Raw genomic sequence first — 22,042 nt, 5'->3', positions numbered from 1 at the left:
CTACGAGCCGCCCCGGAGCCGTCGTTCAGCTCCCCGCGGCCTGCGCGCCGGCGAGGAGGCCGGCGCCGGCGCCCAGGAAGTCGACCAGCAGCGCGTTGACCTCGTCGGGCCGCTCCAGGGCGGGCAGGTGGCCGGCCCAGGGCAGGTCGAGGCGGCGGGCACCGGCGATGCGCTCGGCGAGGTGGTCGGCGATCCGGCCGAAGTCGGCGAAGTCGTGCGCGCCGGTGACCAGCAGCGTGGGCGCCGTGACGGCGGCCGGGTCGGTCTCGACCCGGATCTGCGGGAAGTCCTCCTCGGCGGCCAGTTGGACGTCGAAGGCGTGCCGCTGCATCCGGCGCACCTGCTCCCTGACGGCCTCGCCCGCCTCGGGGCCCAGCCAGGTCCGCACGTTGAGCTCGGTCGCTCCGGCGATGTCCCCCGCCTCGATCAGCGCGTCCTCGCGCTCGCCGAAGGCGCGGAGTTCGGCGCTCGGCTCCTGCCCGGCGAGCGCGGTGCAGAGCAGCGCGAGCGCCGTCACCCGGTCCGGCCATCGGGCCGCCAGCGCCAGCGCGACCCGGCCCCCGCCGGACGCCCCGACCAGCGCCGCACGCTCGATCCCGAGCTCGTCCAGGAGGTCCAGGACGTCCCGGGCGTTGTCGTACGGCCGGTCCGGGACGGGCGTCCCGCCGAAGCCCCGCAGGTCGCAGCGGACCACCCGGAAGCCCGCTCCGACCAGGGCGGGCACCTGCCCGTCCCACATCCGCCGGTCGCAGACCGTGGAGTGCAGCAGGACCACCGCCGGGCCGCTCCCGGCCACCTCATGAGAAATGATCATTGCGCCACCCTACGGATCGACCGGGCACGGCACACCCGATTTCGCCCCCGCACCGGCGGGCTCCGTCGGCGGCGTGCCCTACGGTGACCCCGTCCGCCCGCCCTGACCCCGGAGGTCCCCCGTGGCCCGGCTCCTCGTCCGCCCCGGCATCGATCCCGACGAGCCCGACGTGCCCGTCGTCGCCCTCCTCGTCGACCCCGACGGCCCGCCGGCCGAGCGTGCCGTCGCCCGGCTCGGTACCCACTGCCACGAGGGCGACGGCGTGCTCCACCTGGTGCGGACCGACGGTTGGGCCGAGCGCGCCCTGGCCGGTGACCGCCTGGTGGTCGAGGTCGCCGTGTACCCGGCGGCGCTCGACCGGGCCGGCGTGGACCTCGCGGCCTTCACCGGCCGCTCGTCCGTCGACCCGGAGGCCGTGCTGGTGCTCCGGGCCGGGGCCGCGGTGGAGCCGGAGCTGTACGCGCGGGCGGCGCCCGCGACGGTGGTGTTCACGGCGGGCCCGGACGAGACGCTCGACGACCTGCTCGCCGGCGGGGAGGCCTGGCCGATGGTGCTCGCGCCCCCGCCCGAGCACTGAGCGCCGGACACCGGGGCGCGGGCCGTGGGCCGCCCGCCGTCGAAGGCCGCATCGACGCGCAACTCTCCGGTTGCACTTGGCCGACCCACGTGCAACTCTGGGGTTGCACGCAGTTGGCAGCGACGAAGGAGTTCCCCATGAGTGAGGACCGGATCGAGCGCGAGACCCTGATCGCGGCATCCCCGGAGCTGGTCTGGACCCTGGTGGCCCAGCCCGGGTTCTGGGTGGCCGAGGAGGCGAGCCTGGCCGGCACGGTGGCCCGCGAGGGCGAGTCGATGGTGGCGAAGAACCCCGAGTACGGGGTCTTCCCGGTGCGGGTCGAGAAGGTCGAGCCGCCGACCTACCTGGCCTACCGCTGGGCCAGCGCCTTCCCCGGCGAGGACCTGCGCGAGGACAACAGCACCCTCGTGGAGTTCACACTGACCCCGGAGGGCGCGGGGACGCGGCTGCGCGTGGTCGAGAGCGGGTTCGCCGCCCTGGCCGGCTCCGAGGAGCTGCGCGGCAAGGCGGTCGAGGACAACTCCGGCGGATGGCCCCAGGTGCTCGACGCGCTCCGCAAGCGCGCCGAACAGCCGCCCGCGTGAACGACGGTGACCGCGGCGGCCGGGCCCGCGTGAGCGACGGGGGCCGCGGCGGCGCCGAGCCGGTCGACGGTGTGCTCGCCGCCCTCGCCGACCCGACGCGGCGTCAGCTGCTGGACCTGCTGGCCGAACGGGGCGAGGCCACCGCGACCACGCTCGCCGAGCGGCTGCCCGTCTCGCGGCAGGCGGTGGTCAAGCACCTGGCCGTCCTGGACGGTGCCGGGCTGGTCACCGCCGCCCGGGCCGGCCGCGAGGTGCGGTACGCGGTCCGGCCCGCGGCGCTCGACGCGACGGCCCGGTGGATGGCGGCGCTCGCGACCGACTGGGACCGACGGCTGGCCGCCATCAAGCGCCTCGCCGAAGCGGCCGAGGCCGCCGAGCAGGAGGCCCGGCACGCACCGCGGCCGCCGGACGCGCGGTAGGGCCCGTGGCCGGGGCCCCGGCCACTACCGGAGTTCGTCGGCCAGCAGGTCCATCAGCAGGTTGTCGTGCCAGCTGCCGTCGGAGCCGCGTTCGTACTGGCGCATGATGCCCACCGGGCGGAAGCCGACCTTCTCGTAGCAGCGGATCGCCGCCGCGTTGTCCGCCGCCGGGTCGATGATCAGGCGGTGGTAGTGGTGGTCGGCGACGAGGTGGCGGGCCAGCGTGCGGACGGCGTCGGTGCCCAGGCCGCGACCGTGGCGGGCCGGGTCGAGGTAGATGTCCATGCCCGCGTGGCGGTACTCGTCGTCGTTCTCGGCGTACCACTGGATGGCGCCGGCCACCTGACCCTCGACCAGGATCGCCAGGATCTCGGTGCCCGGCTCCTTGAGGTCGGTGGCGACGGCGTCGGCGAGATCGTCGCCACCGCGCCAGCGGGCGAAGACCTCGGGCGTGCCGCGGATGGCCACGAGGGCCGGGATGTCCGCCTCCGCGGCAGGGCGGAGAGTGACCTGGGCGCCGTACAGAATCGTCCCCATATAGGGCATGTTTGCATGGAAAAGGGTGTTCGGCGAGCCTTTTTCGACGTTGCATTCACCCCCTCCCACCAGGGATGATTCGCCGCCGTGACCCATTTCCTGCTCATTCTCGTGGCCGTTCTCGTCTACTTCGCGGTGAAGAAGTCCCGCGCCACCAAGTCCGTGGAGTGGGCCAGGCACCGGTTCGATCCGGCCGCCTTCGGCCTCGTCCCCCGCGAACGGCTCGACCCGCGCCGGTCCGGGCCGCCGGTGCCGGAGGAGCGGCGCCAACGGTCCCAGGCGATAGCCGACGCGGCCTGGGGCGGGGACTGGCGGCCCGCCGCCGCCCACGTCGAGGCGGCCGGCCAGGACTGGGAGGAGCGCTGGTCGCGGCTGGAGCTGCTGGCGAGCATCGCCAACCAGGACGACGCCTGGCTGACGGCCTGGCGCGCCGCGGACCCGAACAGCTGCGACGCGGCCACCCTGGAGGCCAAGCAGATGGTGCACCGCGCCTGGGCGATCCGCGGTTCCAAGTACGCGCACGAGGTGCCCGCCGAGGACATGGCGAAGTTCCGCGAGCTGCTGCCCGCCGCGATCGAGGCGGCCCGCCGCGCCGCGCTGCTGGCACCGCGGGACCCGGCTCCGTGGGTGGTCATGGTGACGACGGCGCGCGGCGCGCAGTACACCCCGGAGCAGTTCGAGCCGCTCTGGGCCGGACTGGCCGAGCGGGCCCCGCACCACTACGAGGCGCACTGGCAGGGCATGCAGTACTGGTGCGCCAAGTGGTTCGGCTCGGACAAGCAGATGCTGGCGTTCGCGGAGCGGGCAATGGACCACGCTCCGGCCGGGAGCCCGCTGCCGGGGATCTACCTGCACGCGCTGTCCGAGCTGGAGAAGCGCAAGACCCTCGGGTCCACGCTGGCCGGGGAGAAGGCCAAGGAGCGGCTGAAGGCGGTCGCGACGGCGCTGGCGGCCGTCCCGGCGGACGACGAGCGGCTGCCGATGCTGCGCCACCTGCTCGCCTACTACTGCGGCAAGGCCGAGTTGCCCGCGGAGGCGCTGGAGCAGTTCCGGCTGATCGGCCGCTGGTGCGGCGCCGAGGTCTGGGCCGACCAGGGCGATCCGGTGACGGCCTTCGACCACGCGCGCGGGTTGGCCGTGAAGCTCTCGGAGGCGCCCCCGCTGCCGCCCGAGCTGCGGCCCACCAAGGACACGGATCATCACTACAACGGGTAATCATTTCAGTTCGGAGCGTGCTGACCGGCCGTCATTTGGGTGTACCGTGACCGCCAGAAGCGGATCGCCCCCGAAGAATGGGGCGAGCCCGGCAACGTGTTGACGCACGCGGCCGGGCTCTTCATACGCCGAGTGGTAAGGCCTCCACTGACGATGCTCCTGCATGCTATCGCGCCGTCGCGCGACTTCACCCAGATTGCCAACTCCTTGGTGTGGGACGACGAGTTGTCGGACTCCGCCTTTCGACTCCTTGTACGAGCCCTGGCACTGGGCCCGGCGAAGGCCCGCGCCACCACGGTGACGGCCCTCGCCGCCGGGCTCTCCGGCGGGCGCGTCACCACCGATCGCGCCCGCCGCCAACTCGCCCGCGCGGGACTGCTGCACACCACCCGGCGGCGCGGCGCCGCCGGGCAGGTGCGGACCGAATCCCTGCTCTCCAGCGTGCCGTTGGGCGCGGCGGAGGCGGAACGGCTGTTCGACGGGCAGTTCGAGCGGGCGGGGCGGTCCGGCCCCGGCGTCCCGCCGGATGCCGGGAAACGTAGCCGCGGGTCGTCGTCCGTCCGGTCCTCCGGCACCGCCCTCCCGGGGGTGACACCCAGGGTGAACACCTCCCCCCTCCCTCCCCCGCCGGTCCTCGAACCCGCTGTCACCTGGGGCGAGTTCACCGAGCACGGGTTCGGCGAGGGCGGGTCCACCGATGCCGAGCGGGCGCTGCTGGAACTGCGGCGGATCGACCCCCGGCTGACCCTGGGGGCCCGCGAGGTACGGCGGTTGGCGCCCCTGGCCGCCGAGTGGCTGGCCAGGGGCGTGAGTTCGGCCGCCCTGCGCGCCGCGCTGACCAGCGGACTGCCGGACCAGGTCAAGTCTCCTGCCGCCCTGGTGCGTTGGCGCCTGGAGGGCAAGATGCCCGCCCCGCTGGAGCCGAGCACCGTGACGGCACCCGTCTGCTGCGACTCCTGTGACCGTGCCTTCCGCCCGGTGAACGGCGAACACCGCTGCGGGGACTGCCGCACCCGCGCCGCCGCCCGCACCGCCTCCTCCACCGCCCACACCGCGGAGCCCGCTCCCAGCACCTCGCGGCGGGTCGACTGGCGCACCCTGGTCGCCCAGATCGGCGCGGCGACGGGGTAGTGGCGGCAGGTGGAGTGGAGTGGCGGCAGGTGCAGTGGCGACGGGTACCGGCGACGACGGCGGGCCGCTACCGCCCGAGGCCCTCCACCAGCAGCTCCGCGGCCACCGCCGCGCCGTCGGTGCGGAACGCACCGGCCACGGCCGCAGCCCGCTCACGGACCTCGGGAGCCAGCGCCACCTTGAGCGCCGCCGACAGCGACTCGGTGGTCGGCGTCGGCCCGTCGTGCTCCGCGCCGATGCCCAGGCCGACCACCCGGCCCGCGAAGTACGGCTGGTCCCCGCCCTGGGCCACCACCACCTGGGGCGCGCCCGCCCAGGTCGCCGTCGTCGTGGTGCCCGCGCCACCGTGGTGCACGACGGCCGCCACCCGGCGGAACAGCGCCTGGTGGTTGACCTCACCGACGACGAAGCAGTCGTCCCGGCCGTCGGCCGACCCCAGGTCGGCCCAGCCACGGGAGATCACCGCACGGCGGCCCTGCGCGCGGACCGCCTCGACGACCGCCCGGGCGACCTCCTGCGGATCGCGCACCGGAACGCTGCCGAAGCCCACGTACACCGGCGGCGCGCCCGCGTCCAGGAACTCCACCAGGTCGGCGGGGAGCGGGCGTTCGTCCGGCAGGACCCACGCGCCGGTCTGCACCACGTCCAGCTCCGCCGGCCGCTGCCACGGCGCCAGGGTCGGGTCCGTGGCCAGCCACGGCAGGTCGGTGAAGACATGGTCGCGGACGTTGTCCACGGGCGGCAGGCCGATCGACGCCCGGTGGGCGTTGACCACCTCGCCGAACACCTCCTGCGCGTCCACGGCGTCCTGCTCCCAGAGCACCCGGTTGTCGGTCACGTCCGAACGGAGCGGCCGCCCGGGGCGCGGCATCGGCGGGTGGTGCGGGGACGGCAGGCTGACCGGCTGGTAACTCGCGTACACGTAACGGACGCCCAGCTTCTCGGCCGCCGCCCGCACCCCGGCCGCCGCCGGCACCAGACCGGTCGCCACCAGCACGTCGCACCCCTCGGCCACCGACATGACGCCGTCGTAGAACGCGGCCACCAGCTCGGCCGCCCGCCGGACCACACCGCCCGGTGACGGCGGCGTCCGCCCGGTCACCAGATCGCGCACCGACTGCCCGGTCGGCACCATCTCCACCCCGACCACCGCCAGCCGCCTCGCGAACTCCTCGTCCGGCGGCGCACAGACCCGCACCTGCGCGCCGCGCTCCCGCAACCGCACCGCGAGCCCGACCAGCGGCTCGACGCCCCCGCGCGAATCGTAGGCGGACAGCACCACACGCATTCAGAACTCCCTGTGCATCGACATCGGCTTCGACCGCAGATTCTGCGTCATGACCGGGGCCTTGCCGCAAGGCCCCCCGTGCGCTATAAGTTGAGAGTGGAAAGGAGTGGGCACTCCTCCTTCGCCGCTCGTCGCAACCGAGTTGACGGCCATTCCTTTCTCTTCTCTCCGAGGCGGAGCCGGACTCGACGTGTCCGTACCGGGACACGGATCCGCACCGGGGCCGTTGGCCCGCACCGGAGTTGACGGTGGCGGTGGATGGAAGGCGCACCGACGAAGCCGTCGCTCCCAACGAGCGGGTCGCCGCCGACCTGGCGCGCGTCCTCGGCCCCGGACACCCCGAGACCTTCGCCATCCGCAGGACTCCGGACGTCGTGCGCCGTGGCCGTTCCGAACGCGAGACCTCCAACGCCGGACCGTCCGCCCCGGCGTAGGCGCGCCGGGGCGGACGGTTCCCGAGGGGGCGTCAGGCGTGGGCCGCCTGGTCGCACAGGCGGCGGGCCGGTTCCGTCTGCAGCGTCGCGTGGCTGATGCCGAAGTGGTCGGCGGCGCAGCGGCGCAGGCGGGTGAGGAGGTCGGCGGGCGGGTGGGGGCCGGCGACCACGTGGGCGGTGAGGACGGGCATGCCGGAGGTGATCGTCCAGGCGTGCAGGTCGTGGACCTCGCGGACGCCGTCCTCGGCCAGGAAGTGGGTGCGGAGTTCGGCGAGGTCCACGTCCGCGGGGGTGGCCTCCAGGAGGACGCGCAGGGCGTCGCGGCCCAGCAGGTAGGCGCGCGGCAGGATCATCACGCCGATCAGCAGCGAGGCGATCGGGTCGGCGTACTGCCAGCCGGTGAGCTGGATGGTGACGGCGGCGGCGATGGCGGCGACCGAGCCGAGGGCGTCGCCGAGCACTTCCAGGTAGGCGCCGCGCAGGTTGAGGCTGTGGTCCTTGCCGCCGCGCAGCAGGACGACGCCGACCAGGTTGGCGGCGAGGCCGACGAGCGCGACGGTCAGCATCAGGCCGCCCCGGACCTCGACGGGCTCGCCGAAGCGCCGGACGGCGCCGTAGGCGACCCAGGCGAAGACGGCGACCAGGAGGACGGCGTTGGCGAGCGCGGCCAGGATCTCCAGCCGGTAGTGGCCGAAGGTGCGCCGCAGGGTGGGCGAGCGCTGGGCGACCTGGACGGCCAGCAGGGCGAGGGAGACGCCGGAGAGGTCGGTCAGCATGTGCCCGGAGTCGGCGAGCAGGGCGAGGCTGCCGGAGAGCAGGCCGCCGACCACCTGGAGGACCAGCACGGCGGCGGTGACGGTGATGGTCAGCAGCATCCGGCGGCGGTAGGCGCCGCTGACGGTGGCTGGGGCGGCGGGGCCGTGGTTCGCTCCCATGTCAGTGCTCCTTCTCGGGCGGCAGGACGGCGGCGAGCAGGTCCCGCAGGGCGTGGGCGAGGCGGTCGTCGGCCAGGTGGTAGCGGGTGCGGCGGCCTTCGGGGACGGTCCGCACCAGGCCGCAGTCGCGCAGGCAGGCGAGGTGGTTGGAGACGTTGGCCCTCGTCAGGCCCAGCTCCTCGGCGAGGTCGGCCGGGTAGTGCGGGGCGGCGAGCAGGGCGAGCAGGATCCGGCGCCGGCTGGTGTCGGCGAGGGCCTTGCCCACCCGCTCCATGGCCGCCTCCTGCGCCTCGGCGGGCAGGTGCGGGTCGCGGGGGTTCACGGCGGTCGGTTCCATGACTCCCACAGTACATCGGTGACTGAATTCAGCAAATACTGAACTATCGGGGGCGCCAGATGCGAGCCCGCCGCACCCCGGGCCCTGGCAGCTGCGACGGGCGCCGGGCCGAGCAGCCGCGACCAGATCCCGGGCGCGGTCGCCGAGGTGGCCGCCGGCGGCGCGATGGCCGGGGTGAAGGTCGAGGTCGCGGACGGCGCCCTGACCGCCGCGACCACCGCCGAGGCGGCCGCGGTCTCGACCCAGGAGACGACCGCCCGGCGCCCTGCGGTGGCCGCTCCCGGAATCTCCGGAAAGAATTCCGTCGCGGCTGTCGAAACGGCCGCTCCCCGTTCGACGCAGGAGTGAGAGGCGGGGAGAAGCCCCGCCCTCCCGACCGAGGAGTCACCATGCCGCGCTTCATGTCACTGATCCGTATCGACGAGCAGGACGCCCCGGACATGCAGTCGGCGGGCCCGGAGTTCGAGCAGCGGATGGGGGCGCTGTTCGAGGAGATCACCAAGGCCGGGGTGATGCTGGACACCGCCGGGCTGCTGCCGACCGCCGAGGGCACCCGGGTCACCTGGGAGGGCGGGAAGCTGAGCTTCACCGACGGGCCGTTCACCGAGACCAAGGAGGTCGTCGGCGGCTACGCCATCATGCAGTGCAAGGACAAGGCCGAGGCCCTGGAGTGGACCAAGCGGTTCCTGGAGATCCACCCGGAGAGCTGGAAGGTCGGCGCCGAGCTGCGCCAGATCGACGGGAACACCACCCCGCCGGAGGCCTGATCCCCGACCCGCCCGGCCCGCGCCCGGCCGCCGCGCCGCGTTTGCCCCGGTGCCGTCCGGCTGCTCTGATGGGTGGCCGTGACGGAGAGCAGCGCGACCGCGGCGGTCGAGGCCGTGTTCAGGATCGAGTCCCCGCGGATCATCGCCGGTGTCACCCGCATCGTGCGGGATGTCGGCATCGCCGAGGAGATCGCCCAGGACGCGCTGGTCGCGGCGCTGGAGCAGTGGCCCGGGCAGGGCGTCCCGGACCGGCCGGGCGCGTGGCTGATGACCACCGCCAAGCACCGCGCGATCGACCTGGTCCGCCGCCGGGAGACGTACGCGCGCAAGCTCGCGGAGGTCGGCCGGACGCTGGAGGACGTGGCGCCGCCGGAGCCGGCCGAGCCGGACGACATCGACGACGACCTGCTCCGGCTGATCTTCACCGCCTGCCACCCCGTGCTGTCGGCCCAGGCCCGGATCGCGCTCACCCTGCGGCTGCTGGGCGGCCTCACCACCCAGGAGATCGCCCGGGCGTTCCTCAGCACCGAACCGGCCGTCGCCCAGCGGATCGTCCGGGCCAAACGGACGCTCGCCACCGCGCGGGTGCCGTTCGAGGTCCCCCGCGGCGAGGACCGGGCGGCCCGGCTCTCGTCCGTCCTGGAGGTCGTCTACCTGATCTTCAACGAGGGTTACGCGGCCACGGCCGGCGACGACCTGCTCCGGCCGGCGCTCTGCGAGGACGCGCTGCGGCTGGCCCGGGTGCTCGCCGGGCTGGCCCCGCAGGAGCCCGAAGTCCACGGCCTGGCCGCCCTGCTGGAGTTCCAGGCATCCCGGACGGCGACCCGCACCGGGCCCGACGGGCAGCCGGTGCTGCTGGCCGACCAGATCCGCGCCCGCTGGGACCGGCTGCTGATCCGGCGCGGCTTCGCGGCCCTGCGGCTGGCCGGCACCGGGCCCTACGCGGTCCAGGCCGCGATCGCCGCCTGCCACGCGCGGGCCGCCCGCTACGAGGACACCGACTGGGCGATGATCGCCACGCTCTACGGGCGGCTCGCGGCGCTGACGCCGTCCCCGGTGGTCGAGCTGAACCGCGCGGTGGCGGTCTCGATGGCCCGGGGCCCGGCGGCCGGACTGGAGCTGGCGGACGCGCTGGCCGCGGAGCCGGCCCTGCGGGCGTACCACCTGCTGCCGAGCGTGCGCGGCGACCTGCTGGCGCGGCTCGGGCGGGCCGAGGAGGCCCGGGCGGAGTTCGAGCGGGCGGCGTCGCTGGCCCGCAACGCGCGGGAGCGCGCCCTGCTGCTGGAGCGGGCCGCGGCCGCCGTCGCCCCCGCTACGCCCCGTCGTCCAGACGCAGCCGGGCACTGACCTCCCCGAGGCCCTCGGCCAGCACGGCGAGCTGCTCGCGGCTGAGCACGTCGATCAGCAGCTCGCGGACCAGGGCGACGTGGCCGGGCGCCGCCCGGCGCAGCATGTCCCGCCCCCCGTCGGTGAGTTCGGCGAAGACGCCGCGCACGTCACTGGGGCACGAACGGCGCCCCACCAGGCCCATCCGCTCCAGCTGGGTGACCTGGTAGGTCAGTCCGCTCTTGGAGGTGACGAGCTTCTCCGCCAGTTCGGTCATCCGCAGCGAGCCGGCCGGGGCGGCTGAGAGGTGCACCAGGATCTCGTACTGGGTGTGCGAGAGGCCGGAGTCCTCCTTGAGCTGGCGTTCCAGCCGGCGGTTCAGGAGGTTGCTCGCGGTGACGAAGCCCCGCCAGGCGGCCATCTCGTCGTGGTCCAGCCAGCGCGGTTCGTTCAGGGAGGCCATGGAGGAAGCGTACTCCTGTTGTTCAAATTCGAACCAAGGTGTACGGTCGACGTGTCGAGGTTCAAAATTGAACTACTTTGGAAGCGAGAGAAGCCGTCATGAGCACCGCCGCCCCCGAGCGCATGCCCGCCCTCTACCTCTCGCACGGCGCACCGCCGCTCGCCGACGACCCGCTGTGGCCCGGCCAGCTGGCCGCCTGGTCCGCCGAGCTGCCCCGCCCCAAGGCCGTCCTGATGGTCTCCGCCCACTGGGAGGAGGCCCCGCTGGCCCTCGGGGCCGTCACCACCGTGCCGCTGGTCTACGACTTCTGGGGCTTCCCCGAGCACTACTACCGGGTGCGGTACGCCGCCCCCGGCGCCCCCGCGCTCGCCGAGCGGGTCCGCAAACTGCTGCGCGCCCCCGGCACGCCCGTCCAGGACATCCCGGACCGCGGGCTGGACCACGGCGCCTACGTCCCGCTGGTGGAGATGTTCCCCGAGGCGGACGTCCCCGTCCTCCAGGTCTCCATGCCCACCCTGGACCCGCAGCGGCTGCTGGAGATCGGCCGCCGGCTCGCCCCGCTGCGCGACGAGGGCGTGCTGATCGTCGGCAGCGGCTTCTTCACCCACAACCTGCGGGCGCTCAGCTCCGACGGCCGGATCAGCTCGGTGATGGCCGAGTTCGACGACTGGGGCCGCCGCGCCCTGGCCGCCGAGGACCTGGACGCGCTGCTCGACTTCGAGCGGAAGGCCCCGGCCGGGCGGCTCGCCCACCCGCGCACCGAGCACTTCGCCCCGCTGTTCGTCACCCTCGGCGCCGGCGAGGCCGACCTGGGCAGCCAGCGCAGCGTGATCGACGGGTTCTGGATGGGCCTGGCCAAGCGCTCGATCCAGCTCGGCTGACCGGCACAGCGAGCCGCCCGAACCGCCCGACGCTCGATCCGGCCCGGCTGAACGGCGGGCCGTCGCGCGCGCCCACGGGACGGGCCCGGCGCACCCGGGGGAAGTGCGAGGCTGCCGTCATGAACAGTGACGACGTCCGGGCCGCGCTCGGCGAACTGCGGGACACCCTCGGTCCGCACACCGGTGACGGCCCGGCCTGGGCCGCGCCGGCCGGGCCGCTGGAGTGGAGCTGCCGGGAGACGGCCGTCCACCTCGCGCACGACCTGCTCGCCTACGCCGGGCAGCTCGCCGCCCGGCCCGCCACCGGATACCTGCCGCTCGACCTCACCGTGCGGGCCGACGCCCCGCCCGAGGACGTCCTGGCGGTGGTGACGGCCTGCGGGCACCTGCTGGCCACCGCCCTGGACGCCGCGCCGCCCGACCTGCGGGCCTGGCACTACGGGCCCTGCGACCCAGCCGGGTTCGCCGCGATGGGCGTGGCCGAACTGCTGCTGCACACCCATGACATCGCCCTCGGACTCGGCCTGCCCTGGCGGCCCCCGGCCGGGCTCTGCGCGGCGGTCCTGGCCCGCCTGTTCCCCGACGCCCCGCCCGGCGGGTCCACCGCCGTCCTGCTCTGGTGCACCGGGCGCGGCGAGCTGAACGGCCGTCCGCGCAGGGCCTCGTGGAGCTGGCGGGCGGCCGTGGCCGGGGAGTGACCCCGGGAGCCAGGAGTCGGGAGCCGGGGGCCGGGAGCCGGGGAGCCGGCGACCGGTCAGGCGGTGGCGGCCCGCTCGGCGGCGCTGCGCTCGACGCAGAACTCGTTGCCCTCGATGTCCGCCATGGTCACCCAGCCGGTGCCGTCCGGGCGCCGCTGGTCGTCGTGGACGGTGGCGCCCAGCTCCAGCAGGCGCTCCACCTCCTCGTCCCGGGAGCGGTCCTGGGGCTGGAGGTCCAGGTGGACGCGGTTCTTCACGGTCTTGCCGTCGGGCACCCGGATGAACAGCAGCACCGCGCCCGGCGTCTCCAGGAGGGCCTCCGGGTCCCCCGGGAAGTCGTCGTCGGCCAGCTTGCCGTCCAGCGCCTTCGCCCAGAACTCGCCGAGGCGGTAGGGGTCGGCGCAGTCGATCGTCACGTGTCGTACCAGAGAAGCCATGGGGAGCACTCTGGACCGCCGCCCCGGCCCGCGTCCACCCGATTCGCCGCGAACCCGTCAATGGGGGCCGGGCCGAGCGGCTGTGCGGTCCGGGCCGAGCGGCTGCGCGGGTCAGGCCGAGCGGCTGTGCAGGTGGCCGTCCAGGGGGAACTCCGGCGGGCTGGCCCGCAGAACGCTCCCGAACCGGTAGCCGGCCTTCTCGGCCACCCGGCAGGAGGCCGTGTTGTCCACCTGGTGGAGCAGGTCGAGCCGGACCAGCCCGTCCGCCGCGAAGGCCGCGAACGCCCAGCGGGTGAGCCCCTCCAGGGCGCGCGGGGCCACGCCGCGGCCGCGGGCGGCGGCGGCCGTCCAGTAGCCCACCTCGGCCGCCGGCGCACCGGGCGCACCGCGCTTGAGCACCACGTTGGCGACCAGCTCGGCCGGCCGATCCCCGGCCAGGCCGCCGTCGGCGGGCAACGCCCCGGCGGGGCCGCCGAGGGGCGCCAGGACGGCGAAGCTGTATCGCTCGCCGGCCGCCCGGCCGCGCTCCTGCGCCTCCAGCCAGCGGGCCGCCTCGTCCAGGTCCGCCACGGGGGTACGGGTGAAGTGCCGCAGTGTCTCGTCCCGGTAGATCTCGACCAGGGCAGCCGCGTCCTCGTCCCGGAACGGGCGCAGCAGTAGGCCCTCGGCGACGGGCGGTTCGGTGGCGACGGTCATCGCAGGCCCTCCCAGCCCCAGCGCGGGGTCGGCCCCGGCTCCCCGAGGTCCTCGCCGACGGGCGCCGCCGAGACGTCCCTGGCGATCTTCGTGCCCCAGTCGAAGTACTCCAGCACCCGGCGGCGCAGCAGCTCGTCCCCGGGCAGCTCCTGCCGCACGGCGGCGCCCATCAGCTCCATCCAGCGCCCGCGCTGCTCCTCGGTGATGGCGAGTCCGAGGTGCGTGCGGAGCAGCGCCTGGTGGCCGCCGAGGTCGGCGGTGAACCGGGCCGGGCCGCCGAAGACCTCGGCCAGCCAGACGGCGACGTGTTCGATGTGGGTGGTGGTGAAGTTCGCGAAGACGGGCTTCAGCACCGGGTCGGCCAGGACGCCCTCGTAGAAGGTGTTGCTGAGACGGCGGAGCGCCTCCATGCCCCCCAGCGCGTCGTACAGGCTCTCGGGCCGTTCGTCGCTCATGCGTGTTCTCCCCGTTCGGATCCGACGGCACCTTTCCGACGGCGCCTTCCGATGGCACCTTCCTAGCAGCCGGCCCGGCCCGCGACCGCCCCCGGGCGGCGCCTGTTCGCGCCCGGCACAGCAAGCGGAGGCGGATGTTCCGGCCCGCCGCCCCCGCAGGCACTCCGCCCGCCGCCGGTGGCCTCCGCCCACCGCCGCCGACCGGAGCCGGGCACCCGCTTGACCTTGCCACTGGCGGCAGGGTCGGAGGGTGGACCGCATGAACGAGCACACGCAGCACCGACCGGCCACCCGCATCGTGCTGGTCACCGGCGCCGGGACGGGGATCGGCCGGGCCACCGCACACGCCTTCGCGGCCCAGGACCCGGAGGTCGAGGTGGTGGCGGTCGGACGGCGGGCCGAGCCACTGGCGGAGACCGCGCGCGGCGCCCCCGGCCGGATCCACCCGCTGACCGCGGACATCACCGGCGCCGACGCCCCCGAGGCACTCGTACGCGAGGTGCTCGACCGGTACGGGCGGCTGGACGTGCTGGTGAACAACGCCGGGATCGTCCGCGGCGGCGCCCTCGGCGGGATCACCCGGGACGCGGTCGCGGACCAGCTCGCGACCAACCTGACCGCCGCCGTCCTGCTCGGCCAGGCCGCCCTGGCGCCGCTGGAGGCGAGCGGGGGCGTGATCGTCAACGTCACGACGTCCGTCGGCCAGCGCGGCTGGCCGGGCAACGCGGTGTACGCGGCGAGCAAGGCCGCACTGGAGTCGGTGACCCGCAGCTGGGCGGTGGAGCTGGCGCCGCGCGGCGTGCGGGTGGTCGCGGTCGCGCCCGGGGCGATCGAGACCCCGATCGGCGAGCACTCCGGGCTCGACGCCGGACAGCGGGAGGCCGTGCGGCGGTGGCAGATCGCCCACACCCCGCTCGGGCGGATCGGCCGGCCCGCCGAGGTGGCCTGGGCGATCACGCAACTCGCCTCCCCACAGGCCTCGTTCGTCACCGGAGTAGTGTTGCCGGTGGACGGCGGTGCCGTCGTGGGGTGAGCCGGGCGGTGGTCCGGAGCGAGCCGGGCGGTGCCGTCCGGGAAGGGGCGGGGCAGCGGTGCGGATCGGCGAACTGGCCCGGGTGACCGGCAGCACGGCGCGGGCCCTGCGGCACTACGAGCAGGCCGGGCTGATCGCGTCCTCCCGCGCGGCCAACGGCTACCGGGTGTACGAGGACTCGGCGGCCGTCCGGGTCCGCAACATCCGCGGCCTGCTCGCGGCCGGGTTCACCCTGGAGGACGTCCGGCCTTTCCTGTCCTGCCTGGACGGCGACATGCTGGCCGCGCGACCCTCGGCCGGCGCGCTGCGGATCGCCCGGAACCGGCTCGCCGTCCTGGAGCGCCGGATCGCCGCCCAGACCGAGGCCCGGGACCGGCTGCTCGCCGCGCTGACGGCGGCCGGCGACGAGGCGGCGCCGGTGGTGGCGGGCGACCGCTGACGGTGACGGGCGGCGGGCGCTGACACTCGCGGCCCGTCCGGGTGACACCCTTGATCAGGGGTGTGCAGCGGGCGGTCGGCGGAGGAAAGTGGGCGCATGCAGATTCCACTCACCGTGATGGACTTCCTCGACCGGGCCGAGCTGGTCTACGGCGACCGGGTCGGCATCGTCGACGAGCCGGCGCAACCCGCCGAATCCTGGGGCGAGCTCACCTACCGCCGGGTCGCCGAACTGGCCCGGGCGCAGGCGGCCGGCCTGGACCGGCTGGGCGTCGGGCCGGGCGGACGGGTCGCGATCGTGTCGCACAACTCGGCCCGGCTGATGACCTCGCTCTACGGCGTGAGCGGACACGGCCGGGTCCTGGTACCGGTGAACTTCCGGCTGCGGGCCGAGGAGGTCTCGTACATCGTCGAGCAGAGCGGCGCCTCCGTGCTGCTGGTCGACCCCGAACTCGCCGAGCCGCTGGCCGGCGTCCGCGCCCGGCACACCTTCGTGCTCGGCACGGACAGCGACGCCCGGCTGTACGACTTCGACCGCGCGCCGCGCCGCTACGAGATCGGCGAGAACGACACCGCGACCATCAACTACACCAGCGGAACCACCGCCCGCCCCAAGGGCGTCCAGCTCACCCACCGCAACATCTGGCTGAACTCCGTGCTGATGGGCCTGCACTTCGGTGCCGGTGACCGGGATGTCTACCTGCACACCCTGCCGATGTTCCACGCCAACGGCTGGGGCCTGCCGTTCGCCCTCACCGGGCTGGGCGCGCGGCACATCGTGCTGCGCAAGGTGGACGGCGCCGAGATCCTGCGCCGGGTCGAGCGGCACGGGGCGACCTTCCTGAGCGGCGCGCCCGCGGTGGTCCAGATGGTGCTGGACGCGGCCGCCGACTGGGACGGCCCCGTCCCCGGCCGGGACAAGGTGCGGATGATCGTGGCCGGCGCGCCGCCGCCGACCTCCGTGGTGCAGCGGGTCGAGGCCGAACTCGGCTGGGAGTTCATGCAGATCTACGGCCTGACCGAGACCTCGCCGGTGGTCACGGTGAACCGCTCCCGCGCCGAGTGGGACGAACTGCCCGCCGGTGAGCGCGCGGAGAAGCTGGTGCAGGCGGGCGCGCCGGCCCTCGGCAACCAGGTGCGGGTCGACGGCCAGGGCGAGGTGCTCGTCCGCGCCAACGTCGTGATGGACGGCTACTGGCAGCAGCCGAAGGAGACGGCGGAGGCGGTCCGGGACGGCTGGTTCCACACCGGGGACGGCGGCACCCTCACCGACGGCTACCTGACCATCTCGGACCGGAAGAAGGACGTCATCATCAGCGGCGGGGAGAACGTCTCCTCGATCGAGGTGGAGGACTGCCTCTACGACCACCCGGCGGTCGGCGAGGTCGCGGTGATCGGCGTGCCGGACGAGAAGTGGGGCGAGACGGTCAAGGCCCTGGTCGTGCTCAAGCCCGGGTACGACGTCCTGGAGGCCGACCTCATCGCGCACTGCAAGCAGCGGCTGGCCGGCTACAAGTCGCCCACCTCGGTGGAGTTCCGGGACACCCTGCCGCGCACCACCACCGGGAAGCTGCAGAAGTTCCGGCTCCGCGAGCCCTACTGGGTCGAGCGCGACCGGCAGGTCAACTGACCGGTCCGGGCCGGGTGCCGGGCTCCCGGCCCGGCACCCGGCGCCCCCTTCCGGTGCGCCGGTGGGCGTCCCGACCGGCGGGTTCCGTGGAGTTGCGGGTGGCGGCCGCGGGCACGGCGTAGGGTGCGGGCTCGGGTTACCGGTGAGTCACTACCGAGGAGACGAGGACGCCCATGACGACGGACGGTACGGCCCCGGCGGCCGCAGCTGTGCTGACCGGCCTGCTCGACGACCTGCGGGCCGAGAGCGAGGCCCTGGACGACCTGGTGGCCCCGCTGGCGCCCGAGCAGTGGGCGACGGACACCCCCGCGCCGGGGTGGACGATCGCGCACCAGATCGCCCACCTGGCCTGGACGGACGACTGGACCACGCTCTCCGCCCGCGATCCGGAGGCCTTCGTCGCCGAGTCCGGCCGGGTCTTCGGCGAGCTGCTGGCCGCCGGGGCGGACCCCGTCGACGAGGGCGCGGCGCGCGGCGCGGCGGAGGAGCCGCACGCGCTGCTGACGCGCTGGCGGGCCGGCCGGGAACGGCTCCGGTCGGCGCTGGCCGAGGCGCCGGACGGCCTCCGGCTCCCGTGGTTCGGGCCGCCGATGAAGGCCCCGTCGATGGCGACCGCCCGGCTGATGGAGACCTGGGCGCACGGGCAGGACGTCGCGGACACCCTGAGCGCGGTCCGCGAGCCGACCGCGCGGCTGCGGCACATCGCCCACCTGGGCGTACGGACCATGGGATTCGCCTTCACCCTGCACGGGCTGCCGACGCCGCAGACCCCGGTCCGGGTCGAACTGACGGCGCCGGACGGCGACTTGTGGGCCTGGGGCCCGGAGGACGCGGCGGACCGGGTGAGCGGGCCGGCCCTGGACTTCTGCCTGCTGGTGACCCAGCGCCGCCACCGGGACGACCTCGCCCTGAGCGCCACCGGCCCGACGGCCGCGGCCTGGCTGCCGATCGCCCAGGCCTTCGCCGGGAACCCGGGCAAGGGACGCCCGGCGGGCGGGTGAGACGGGCGGGTGCGACGGGCCCGCCGAACCGGCGTCGTCGTACCCGGCCCCTACCCTGGGCCGCATGACCATTCAGCGCATGGACAACGTCGGCATCGTCGTCGACGACCTCGACGCCGCCGTCGCCTTCTTCCTCGAACTCGGCATGGAGCTGGAAGGCCGGATGCCGATCGAAGGACGCTGGGCGGGCGCGGTCGTCGGGCTCGACGGCATGCGGAGCGAGATCGCGATGATGCGGATCCCGGGCGCCCCGGGCCGGCTCGAACTGGCGAAGTACCACAGCCCGGAGGCGATCACCCCGAGCCGGAGATCACCCCGGCGAACACACGGGGCCTGCACCGCGTCATGTTCGCCGTCGACGACCTCGCGGACATCCTCGCCCGCCTCCGCCCGCACGGCGCCGAACTCGTCGGCGAAGTGACGCGCTTCGAGGACAGCTACCTGCTCTGCTACCTCCGCGGGCCGAGCGGCATCATCCTCGCGCTGGCCGAACAGCTGAGCTGACGACCGGGCCCCCGCCCACCGGGGCACCGGGCCGGGGCAGGCCCCTGCGGGAGCACGGCCGCCGGGGCGGCCCCGGCGGCCGTCACCCGCCGCGTGGTAGCGTCGCTCCCTTCTCCGGTAGGCCGGATGAGGTCCCCAGCAGGTGCCCGTGACCACTCCTCCCCAGCAGCTCCGGATCGCTCTCGACGCGCTCGACACCACCTTCGCACCGCACTCCGAGTCCCCGTTCACCGTCGGCGGCTGCACCTACTGCTTCACCGACGCCGACCTCGAAGCCCTCGCCGGCCCCGCACGGCTGGTGCCGGACCGGCTGATCCCCTCCGTGGCCGCCGAATCGACCGACCACTGGGGCGACTTCGCCGCCCTGTACCGCCGGATGACACCGCGGATCGTCCGCCTCCTGACCACGGGCCGACTGCACGTGGACCACGGACTGATCGCCTCCCGGCTACTGGAGGCCGGCTGGCGGGACTGGGCGGTACCGGAGCAGCGGGCGCTGGAGCGGGTCTGGGACGCCTGGTGGCGGTCGGTCCTGCGGGAGCACCCCGGCACCGACCACGCTGCCGGGGTACTGGAGACGATCTCCGTCAGCACGGGACGCCTCTCGCCGTGGCTGGCCGTCTGGGCCGGGACCCGGACCGAGGCGGCGGACCGCCACCTCGGGGCCGCGCTCGACGGCTGGCTCGTCACGCCGCGGTTCGCGGATCTCCGGCTCGGCTTCTACGACGAACTGCCGGCCGGGCCGGAGCTGCTGAGCTGGCTGCTCTCCCTGGAAGAGGGCCGCATCGGCGCCGCCCAGCTCGCCGAGGTCGAACGCCTCGCGTACAGCTAGGAGCCGGCCCGGCATCCAGTGATCCGTCGTCAAATAACAACGGTGGGCGCCCAAACCACTCCTTCCGGCGATATACGGAGTTCGTCGACGAATGGTGGAATTCCCCCATGACTCGCGCTGACGCCCTGCGTACCGTTCTGGCCGGAGCCGCCTTCGTCGGTCTGCTCGCGATCGGTGGGCCGGCCGGCTCCGCCCAGGCGGCCTTCGCCCGGCCCACCGACGTGCCCGGCTCCTCCCGGGCGGAGGCCCGGGCCGGGACGGCCGCCGCCCACCGGGTGGCCACCTTCGTGGAGGAGTACGGCAGGGCGGTGCTCCACCAGAGCGGCGAGACGCCGCGCGCCGTCCGTGAGCGATTCCTCGCCCCGCACCTGAACGTCCGGCTGGACGCCTGGGCCTCCGAGCACGGGGCCGACCCGGTGTTCCGCGCCCAGAACGTGCCGTCGGAGTGGTCCGTGCAGCAGGTCGGGGAGGAGCACGGCTTCGCCTCGGTCCGCTTCACCGAGTACTGGGGCGGCGGCAGCGGCCAGGAGGTCTGGTACACCGTGCGCCTGGGCGATCTGCGGATCGTCGAGCTGAACGACGCCCCCGCCTTCTGAGCCCGCCGCTCCCCCTCCAGCCCCGGCGCGGCGCAGGCGCCCCCACGACTGCGCCGCGCCGGTACCCCGACCACCGGCGCCCCGACCACCGGCGCCCCGACGCGCCGAGCCGGGCTCGGTTACCGGGCGGGCGGGGCTCCCGGGCGGTCGTTCCCCGGCCGGGCGGCCGCGGTGGCCTCGGCCCAGGCGGAGATGCCCAGCCGGCCGGTGGTGCCGAGATCGAGGTAGGCCGGGACGACGACCGGGGGGCGGCCGGGCAGCGGGGCGATCTCCAGGAAGCGCCCGTTGTCGGCCCCCTTCGTCCCCGAGGTGACGGTGTTGCGCCAGACCAGTTGGAACACCGCGTACTCGCCGGGCCGGAGCGTCACCGCCGTCGGCGCCGCGTCGAAGCCCTCCAGGGTCGCGATGCCGGCCGAACCCTTCTGCACGGCGATGTCGAGCGGCGCACGGTCGGCGTCGAGGACGCGGACCCCCGGTCGACCGTTCAGCGTGTAGGGGGCGGCTCCGCAGTTGGTCAGGCGGATCGCCATCACCCGCAGGCCCATGGCGGCGTTCGCCTCCTCCGCGGCCAGCGAGACGCCCTCCGGGGAACAGGTCGGCGCCGGCACCGGCGTCGGTGTGGGGAGGGCCGCCGAGCTGGGAGTGTCCGGGGCGGTGGCCTTCGCGGAGGTCCTGCCGCCGGTCGTGCCCACGGGCCCCGGGGCTCCCCCGCCCGCGCCCGACACCTGCGTGCTGCCGCACCCCGCCAGCAGGGCCGTCCCCACGAGCAGCAGCGCCGCCCGGGCCGGCGGCGCGATTCGACGGTTTCCGTTCGGCGGCGTCGGGTTCATGCGGACGATCATGACACGAACCGTCGTCCGGACGGCCCGGGGAAGGCGCTCCGCACGACCGCGGGCGGGAACGCCGGCAGGGCGGCGCAGGCCGACACCCGGTGTCGGTACGCCGCCCTGGGGCGGGGCGAGGTGCGGGAGGCGACCCGCACCGTCGTCCCGGTTACTTCGGGTCACGGTTGAACGTCGAGGTCGACCAGAAGTAGCCGAGCGCGGTGAGCGCCAGGCACCAGGCGACGGCGAGCCAGCCGTTGTAGCCGATCCCGCTGCCGAGCAGCAGGCCGCGCAGGGTCTCGATGGCCGGCGTGAACGGCTGGTACTGGGCGATCGGCTGGAACCAGCCCGGCATCGCGTCGACGGGGGTGAAGGCGCTGGAGATGAGCGGCAGCAGGATCAGCGGCATCGCGCTGTTGCTGGCCGCCTCGGCGTTCGGGCTGGCCATGCCCATCCCGACCGCGATCCAGGTGAGCGCCAGGGCGAAGAGGACGAGCAGCCCGAAGGCGGCCAGCCACTCCAGGGCGGTGGCGTCCGTGGAGCGGAAGCCGATGGCCACGGCGACCGCGCCGACCAGGACCACGCTGGCGACCGACTGCAGCACGCCGCCCACGACGTGCCCGACGAGCACCGACCCGCGGTGGATCGCCATGGTGCGGAAGCGGGCGATGATGCCCTCGGACATGTCGGTGGAGACGGACACCGCGGCCCCGATGACGGTGCTGCCGATGGTCATCAGCAGGATGCCGGGGACGAGGTAGGCGATGTAGGCGGAGCGGTCGCCGCCGCCGATGCCGGCGCTCATCGTGTTGCCGAAGATGTAGACGAAGAGCAGCAGCAGCATGACCGGGGTGAGCAGCAGGTTCAGGGTGAGTGACGGGTAGCGCCGGGCGTGCAGCAGGTTGCGGCGCAGCATGGTGGCCGAGTCACGGGCGGCGAGGGTGAAGGTGCTCATCGGACGGTCTCCTTGGACTGGTTGTTCTGGGCGGGCACGCTGGAGCCGGTCAGGGCGAAGAACACGTCGTCGAGGTCGGGGGTGTGGACGGTGAGTTCGTCGGCCTCGATGCCGGTGGCGTCCAGCCGGTCGAGGACGGTGCGCAGGTCGCGCTGGCTGCCGTCGCTGGGGATCCGCAGGGCCAGGGCCTCGTCGTCGCGGGTGACGTCGTGCAGGGCGAGGGCGGCGGACCGGT

The 22,042-nt window shown here is 74.6% G+C and carries 27 protein-coding genes and 2 pseudogenes; 17 read left to right on the top strand and 12 right to left on the bottom strand.

The genetic code is table 11. The features are described from left to right. Positions 1 to 25: 25 nt before the first annotated feature. On the bottom strand, positions 26 to 814 hold the full coding sequence (locus tag ABZ497_RS32740) for an alpha/beta fold hydrolase (protein ID WP_359810744.1): 789 nt from the start codon (positions 812 to 814) through the stop codon (positions 26 to 28). 121 nt (positions 815 to 935) lie between these two features. Between ABZ497_RS32740 and ABZ497_RS32735 the strand changes: the two genes are divergently transcribed. The 3 genes from ABZ497_RS32735 (at position 936) to ABZ497_RS32725 (ending at position 2,394) form a co-directional block, all read left to right on the top strand. Continuing rightward, positions 936 to 1,391 carry a hypothetical protein gene (locus tag ABZ497_RS32735; RefSeq protein WP_359810741.1) on the top strand — a complete coding sequence of 152 codons (456 nt, stop codon included), beginning with the start codon at positions 936 to 938 and terminating at the stop codon, positions 1,389 to 1,391. Between the two features lie 137 nt (positions 1,392 to 1,528). Then, entirely contained in the window at positions 1,529 to 1,975 is a 447-nt protein-coding gene (locus ABZ497_RS32730) for an SRPBCC domain-containing protein (protein WP_329487015.1), read from the top strand. 29 nt (positions 1,976 to 2,004) lie between these two features. Further along, a complete protein-coding gene (locus tag ABZ497_RS32725) occupies positions 2,005 to 2,394 on the top strand; it encodes a metalloregulator ArsR/SmtB family transcription factor (RefSeq protein ID WP_352297168.1) in 390 nt (129 codons plus the stop codon). A gap of 24 nt (positions 2,395 to 2,418) precedes the next feature. Here the strand turns inward: ABZ497_RS32725 and ABZ497_RS32720 are convergent, their stop codons facing one another. Then, positions 2,419 to 2,931 carry a GNAT family protein gene (locus ABZ497_RS32720; protein WP_359810739.1) on the bottom strand — a complete coding sequence of 171 codons (513 nt, stop codon included), beginning with the start codon at positions 2,929 to 2,931 and terminating at the stop codon, positions 2,419 to 2,421. Between the two features lie 87 nt (positions 2,932 to 3,018). Between ABZ497_RS32720 and ABZ497_RS32715 the strand changes: the two genes are divergently transcribed. Together ABZ497_RS32715 and ABZ497_RS32710 are read left to right on the top strand one after the other, a co-directional pair. Then, positions 3,019 to 4,146, top strand: coding sequence for a hypothetical protein (locus tag ABZ497_RS32715; protein ID WP_359810737.1), 1,128 nt, complete (start codon positions 3,019 to 3,021; stop codon positions 4,144 to 4,146). A 153-nt stretch (positions 4,147 to 4,299) separates the two neighbouring features. Next, entirely contained in the window at positions 4,300 to 5,277 is a 978-nt protein-coding gene (locus ABZ497_RS32710) for a hypothetical protein (RefSeq protein ID WP_359810735.1), read from the top strand. 67 nt (positions 5,278 to 5,344) lie between these two features. On the opposite strand, the gene ABZ497_RS32705 is transcribed toward ABZ497_RS32710, so the two are convergent. Next, complete coding sequence (locus tag ABZ497_RS32705; protein WP_359810732.1) at positions 5,345 to 6,565, bottom strand: glycosyltransferase; 1,221 nt, start codon at positions 6,563 to 6,565, stop codon at positions 5,345 to 5,347. A gap of 248 nt (positions 6,566 to 6,813) precedes the next feature. Between ABZ497_RS32705 and ABZ497_RS32700 the strand changes: the two genes are divergently transcribed. Beyond that, positions 6,814 to 6,999, top strand: a complete 186-nt coding sequence (locus ABZ497_RS32700; protein ID WP_359810729.1) for a hypothetical protein — start codon at positions 6,814 to 6,816, stop codon at positions 6,997 to 6,999. A gap of 32 nt (positions 7,000 to 7,031) precedes the next feature. On the opposite strand, the gene ABZ497_RS32695 is transcribed toward ABZ497_RS32700, so the two are convergent. Next, positions 7,032 to 7,934 carry a cation diffusion facilitator family transporter gene (locus ABZ497_RS32695; protein WP_359810726.1) on the bottom strand — a complete coding sequence of 301 codons (903 nt, stop codon included), beginning with the start codon at positions 7,932 to 7,934 and terminating at the stop codon, positions 7,032 to 7,034. A 1-nt stretch (position 7,935) separates the two neighbouring features. Then, on the bottom strand, positions 7,936 to 8,208 hold the full coding sequence (locus ABZ497_RS32690) for a metalloregulator ArsR/SmtB family transcription factor (RefSeq protein WP_352297190.1): 273 nt from the start codon (positions 8,206 to 8,208) through the stop codon (positions 7,936 to 7,938). 452 nt (positions 8,209 to 8,660) lie between these two features. On the opposite strand from ABZ497_RS32690, the gene ABZ497_RS32685 reads away from it, so the two are divergent. Then, positions 8,661 to 9,038, top strand: coding sequence for a YciI family protein (locus tag ABZ497_RS32685; RefSeq protein ID WP_329487023.1), 378 nt, complete (start codon positions 8,661 to 8,663; stop codon positions 9,036 to 9,038). A 72-nt stretch (positions 9,039 to 9,110) separates the two neighbouring features. Continuing rightward, a complete protein-coding gene (locus tag ABZ497_RS32680; RefSeq protein WP_359810724.1) occupies positions 9,111 to 10,385 on the top strand; it encodes a DUF6596 domain-containing protein in 1,275 nt (424 codons plus the stop codon). On the opposite strand, the gene ABZ497_RS32675 is transcribed toward ABZ497_RS32680, so the two are convergent. Continuing rightward, on the bottom strand, positions 10,351 to 10,818 hold the full coding sequence (locus tag ABZ497_RS32675) for a MarR family transcriptional regulator (protein WP_359810772.1): 468 nt from the start codon (positions 10,816 to 10,818) through the stop codon (positions 10,351 to 10,353). The two genes, ABZ497_RS32680 and ABZ497_RS32675, sit on opposite strands and share 35 nt — an antisense overlap. A gap of 107 nt (positions 10,819 to 10,925) precedes the next feature. On the opposite strand from ABZ497_RS32675, the gene ABZ497_RS32670 reads away from it, so the two are divergent. Continuing rightward, positions 10,926 to 11,708 (top strand): class III extradiol ring-cleavage dioxygenase, encoded by a 783-nt coding sequence (locus ABZ497_RS32670; protein WP_329487025.1) that lies wholly within the window; start codon positions 10,926 to 10,928, stop codon positions 11,706 to 11,708. 119 nt (positions 11,709 to 11,827) lie between these two features. Next, positions 11,828 to 12,406, top strand: a complete 579-nt coding sequence (locus ABZ497_RS32665) for a maleylpyruvate isomerase N-terminal domain-containing protein (RefSeq protein ID WP_359810720.1) — start codon at positions 11,828 to 11,830, stop codon at positions 12,404 to 12,406. Between the two features lie 56 nt (positions 12,407 to 12,462). On the opposite strand, the gene ABZ497_RS32660 is transcribed toward ABZ497_RS32665, so the two are convergent. The 3 genes from ABZ497_RS32660 to ABZ497_RS32650 all read right to left on the bottom strand — a co-directional run bounded on the left by ABZ497_RS32660 (position 12,463) and on the right by ABZ497_RS32650 (position 13,994). Beyond that, on the bottom strand, positions 12,463 to 12,843 hold the full coding sequence (locus ABZ497_RS32660) for a VOC family protein (RefSeq protein WP_359810718.1): 381 nt from the start codon (positions 12,841 to 12,843) through the stop codon (positions 12,463 to 12,465). 111 nt (positions 12,844 to 12,954) lie between these two features. Beyond that, positions 12,955 to 13,539, bottom strand: coding sequence for a GNAT family N-acetyltransferase (locus tag ABZ497_RS32655; RefSeq protein ID WP_359810715.1), 585 nt, complete (start codon positions 13,537 to 13,539; stop codon positions 12,955 to 12,957). Continuing rightward, positions 13,536 to 13,994 (bottom strand): group II truncated hemoglobin, encoded by a 459-nt coding sequence (locus ABZ497_RS32650; RefSeq protein WP_329487029.1) that lies wholly within the window; start codon positions 13,992 to 13,994, stop codon positions 13,536 to 13,538. Before ABZ497_RS32650 ends, ABZ497_RS32655 begins: the two co-directional genes overlap by 4 nt. A 259-nt stretch (positions 13,995 to 14,253) precedes the next feature. On the opposite strand from ABZ497_RS32650, the gene ABZ497_RS32645 reads away from it, so the two are divergent. The 7 genes and pseudogenes from ABZ497_RS32645 (at position 14,254) to ABZ497_RS32615 (ending at position 20,028) form a co-directional block, all read left to right on the top strand. Beyond that, on the top strand, positions 14,254 to 15,027 hold the full coding sequence (locus tag ABZ497_RS32645; RefSeq protein WP_359810713.1) for an SDR family oxidoreductase: 774 nt from the start codon (positions 14,254 to 14,256) through the stop codon (positions 15,025 to 15,027). A gap of 58 nt (positions 15,028 to 15,085) precedes the next feature. Further along, complete coding sequence (locus ABZ497_RS32640) at positions 15,086 to 15,466, top strand: MerR family transcriptional regulator (RefSeq protein WP_359810711.1); 381 nt, start codon at positions 15,086 to 15,088, stop codon at positions 15,464 to 15,466. A gap of 96 nt (positions 15,467 to 15,562) precedes the next feature. Next, positions 15,563 to 17,095: an AMP-binding protein gene (locus tag ABZ497_RS32635; RefSeq protein WP_359810709.1), complete on the top strand. Its 1,533-nt coding sequence runs from the start codon at positions 15,563 to 15,565 to the stop codon at positions 17,093 to 17,095. Between the two features lie 173 nt (positions 17,096 to 17,268). Beyond that, complete coding sequence (locus ABZ497_RS32630) at positions 17,269 to 18,096, top strand: TIGR03084 family metal-binding protein (protein WP_359810707.1); 828 nt, start codon at positions 17,269 to 17,271, stop codon at positions 18,094 to 18,096. 64 nt (positions 18,097 to 18,160) lie between these two features. Next, positions 18,161 to 18,600, top strand: a pseudogene (locus ABZ497_RS32625) (VOC family protein). A 148-nt stretch (positions 18,601 to 18,748) separates the two neighbouring features. Next, entirely contained in the window at positions 18,749 to 19,432 is a 684-nt protein-coding gene (locus ABZ497_RS32620; protein WP_359810704.1) for a hypothetical protein, read from the top strand. Between the two features lie 107 nt (positions 19,433 to 19,539). Continuing rightward, positions 19,540 to 20,028: a hypothetical protein gene (locus tag ABZ497_RS32615; RefSeq protein WP_359810702.1), complete on the top strand. Its 489-nt coding sequence runs from the start codon at positions 19,540 to 19,542 to the stop codon at positions 20,026 to 20,028. A gap of 119 nt (positions 20,029 to 20,147) precedes the next feature. On the opposite strand, the gene ABZ497_RS32610 is transcribed toward ABZ497_RS32615, so the two are convergent. The 3 genes and pseudogenes from ABZ497_RS32610 to ABZ497_RS32600 form a co-directional block, all read right to left on the bottom strand. Then, complete coding sequence (locus ABZ497_RS32610) at positions 20,148 to 20,870, bottom strand: DUF4232 domain-containing protein (RefSeq protein WP_359810701.1); 723 nt, start codon at positions 20,868 to 20,870, stop codon at positions 20,148 to 20,150. Between the two features lie 151 nt (positions 20,871 to 21,021). Next, complete coding sequence (locus ABZ497_RS32605; RefSeq protein WP_329487037.1) at positions 21,022 to 21,807, bottom strand: ABC transporter permease; 786 nt, start codon at positions 21,805 to 21,807, stop codon at positions 21,022 to 21,024. Beyond that, positions 21,804 to 22,042: pseudogene (locus tag ABZ497_RS32600) on the bottom strand (ABC transporter); the annotation flags it as partial. The pseudogene ABZ497_RS32600 and the gene ABZ497_RS32605, both read right to left, overlap by 4 nt.

The sequence above is a fragment of the Kitasatospora sp. NPDC005751 genome (assembly GCF_040630835.1).
Taxonomy (GTDB): Bacteria; Actinomycetota; Actinomycetes; order Streptomycetales; family Streptomycetaceae; genus Kitasatospora.
This window is presented reverse-complemented; position numbering and strand designations above follow the sequence as displayed.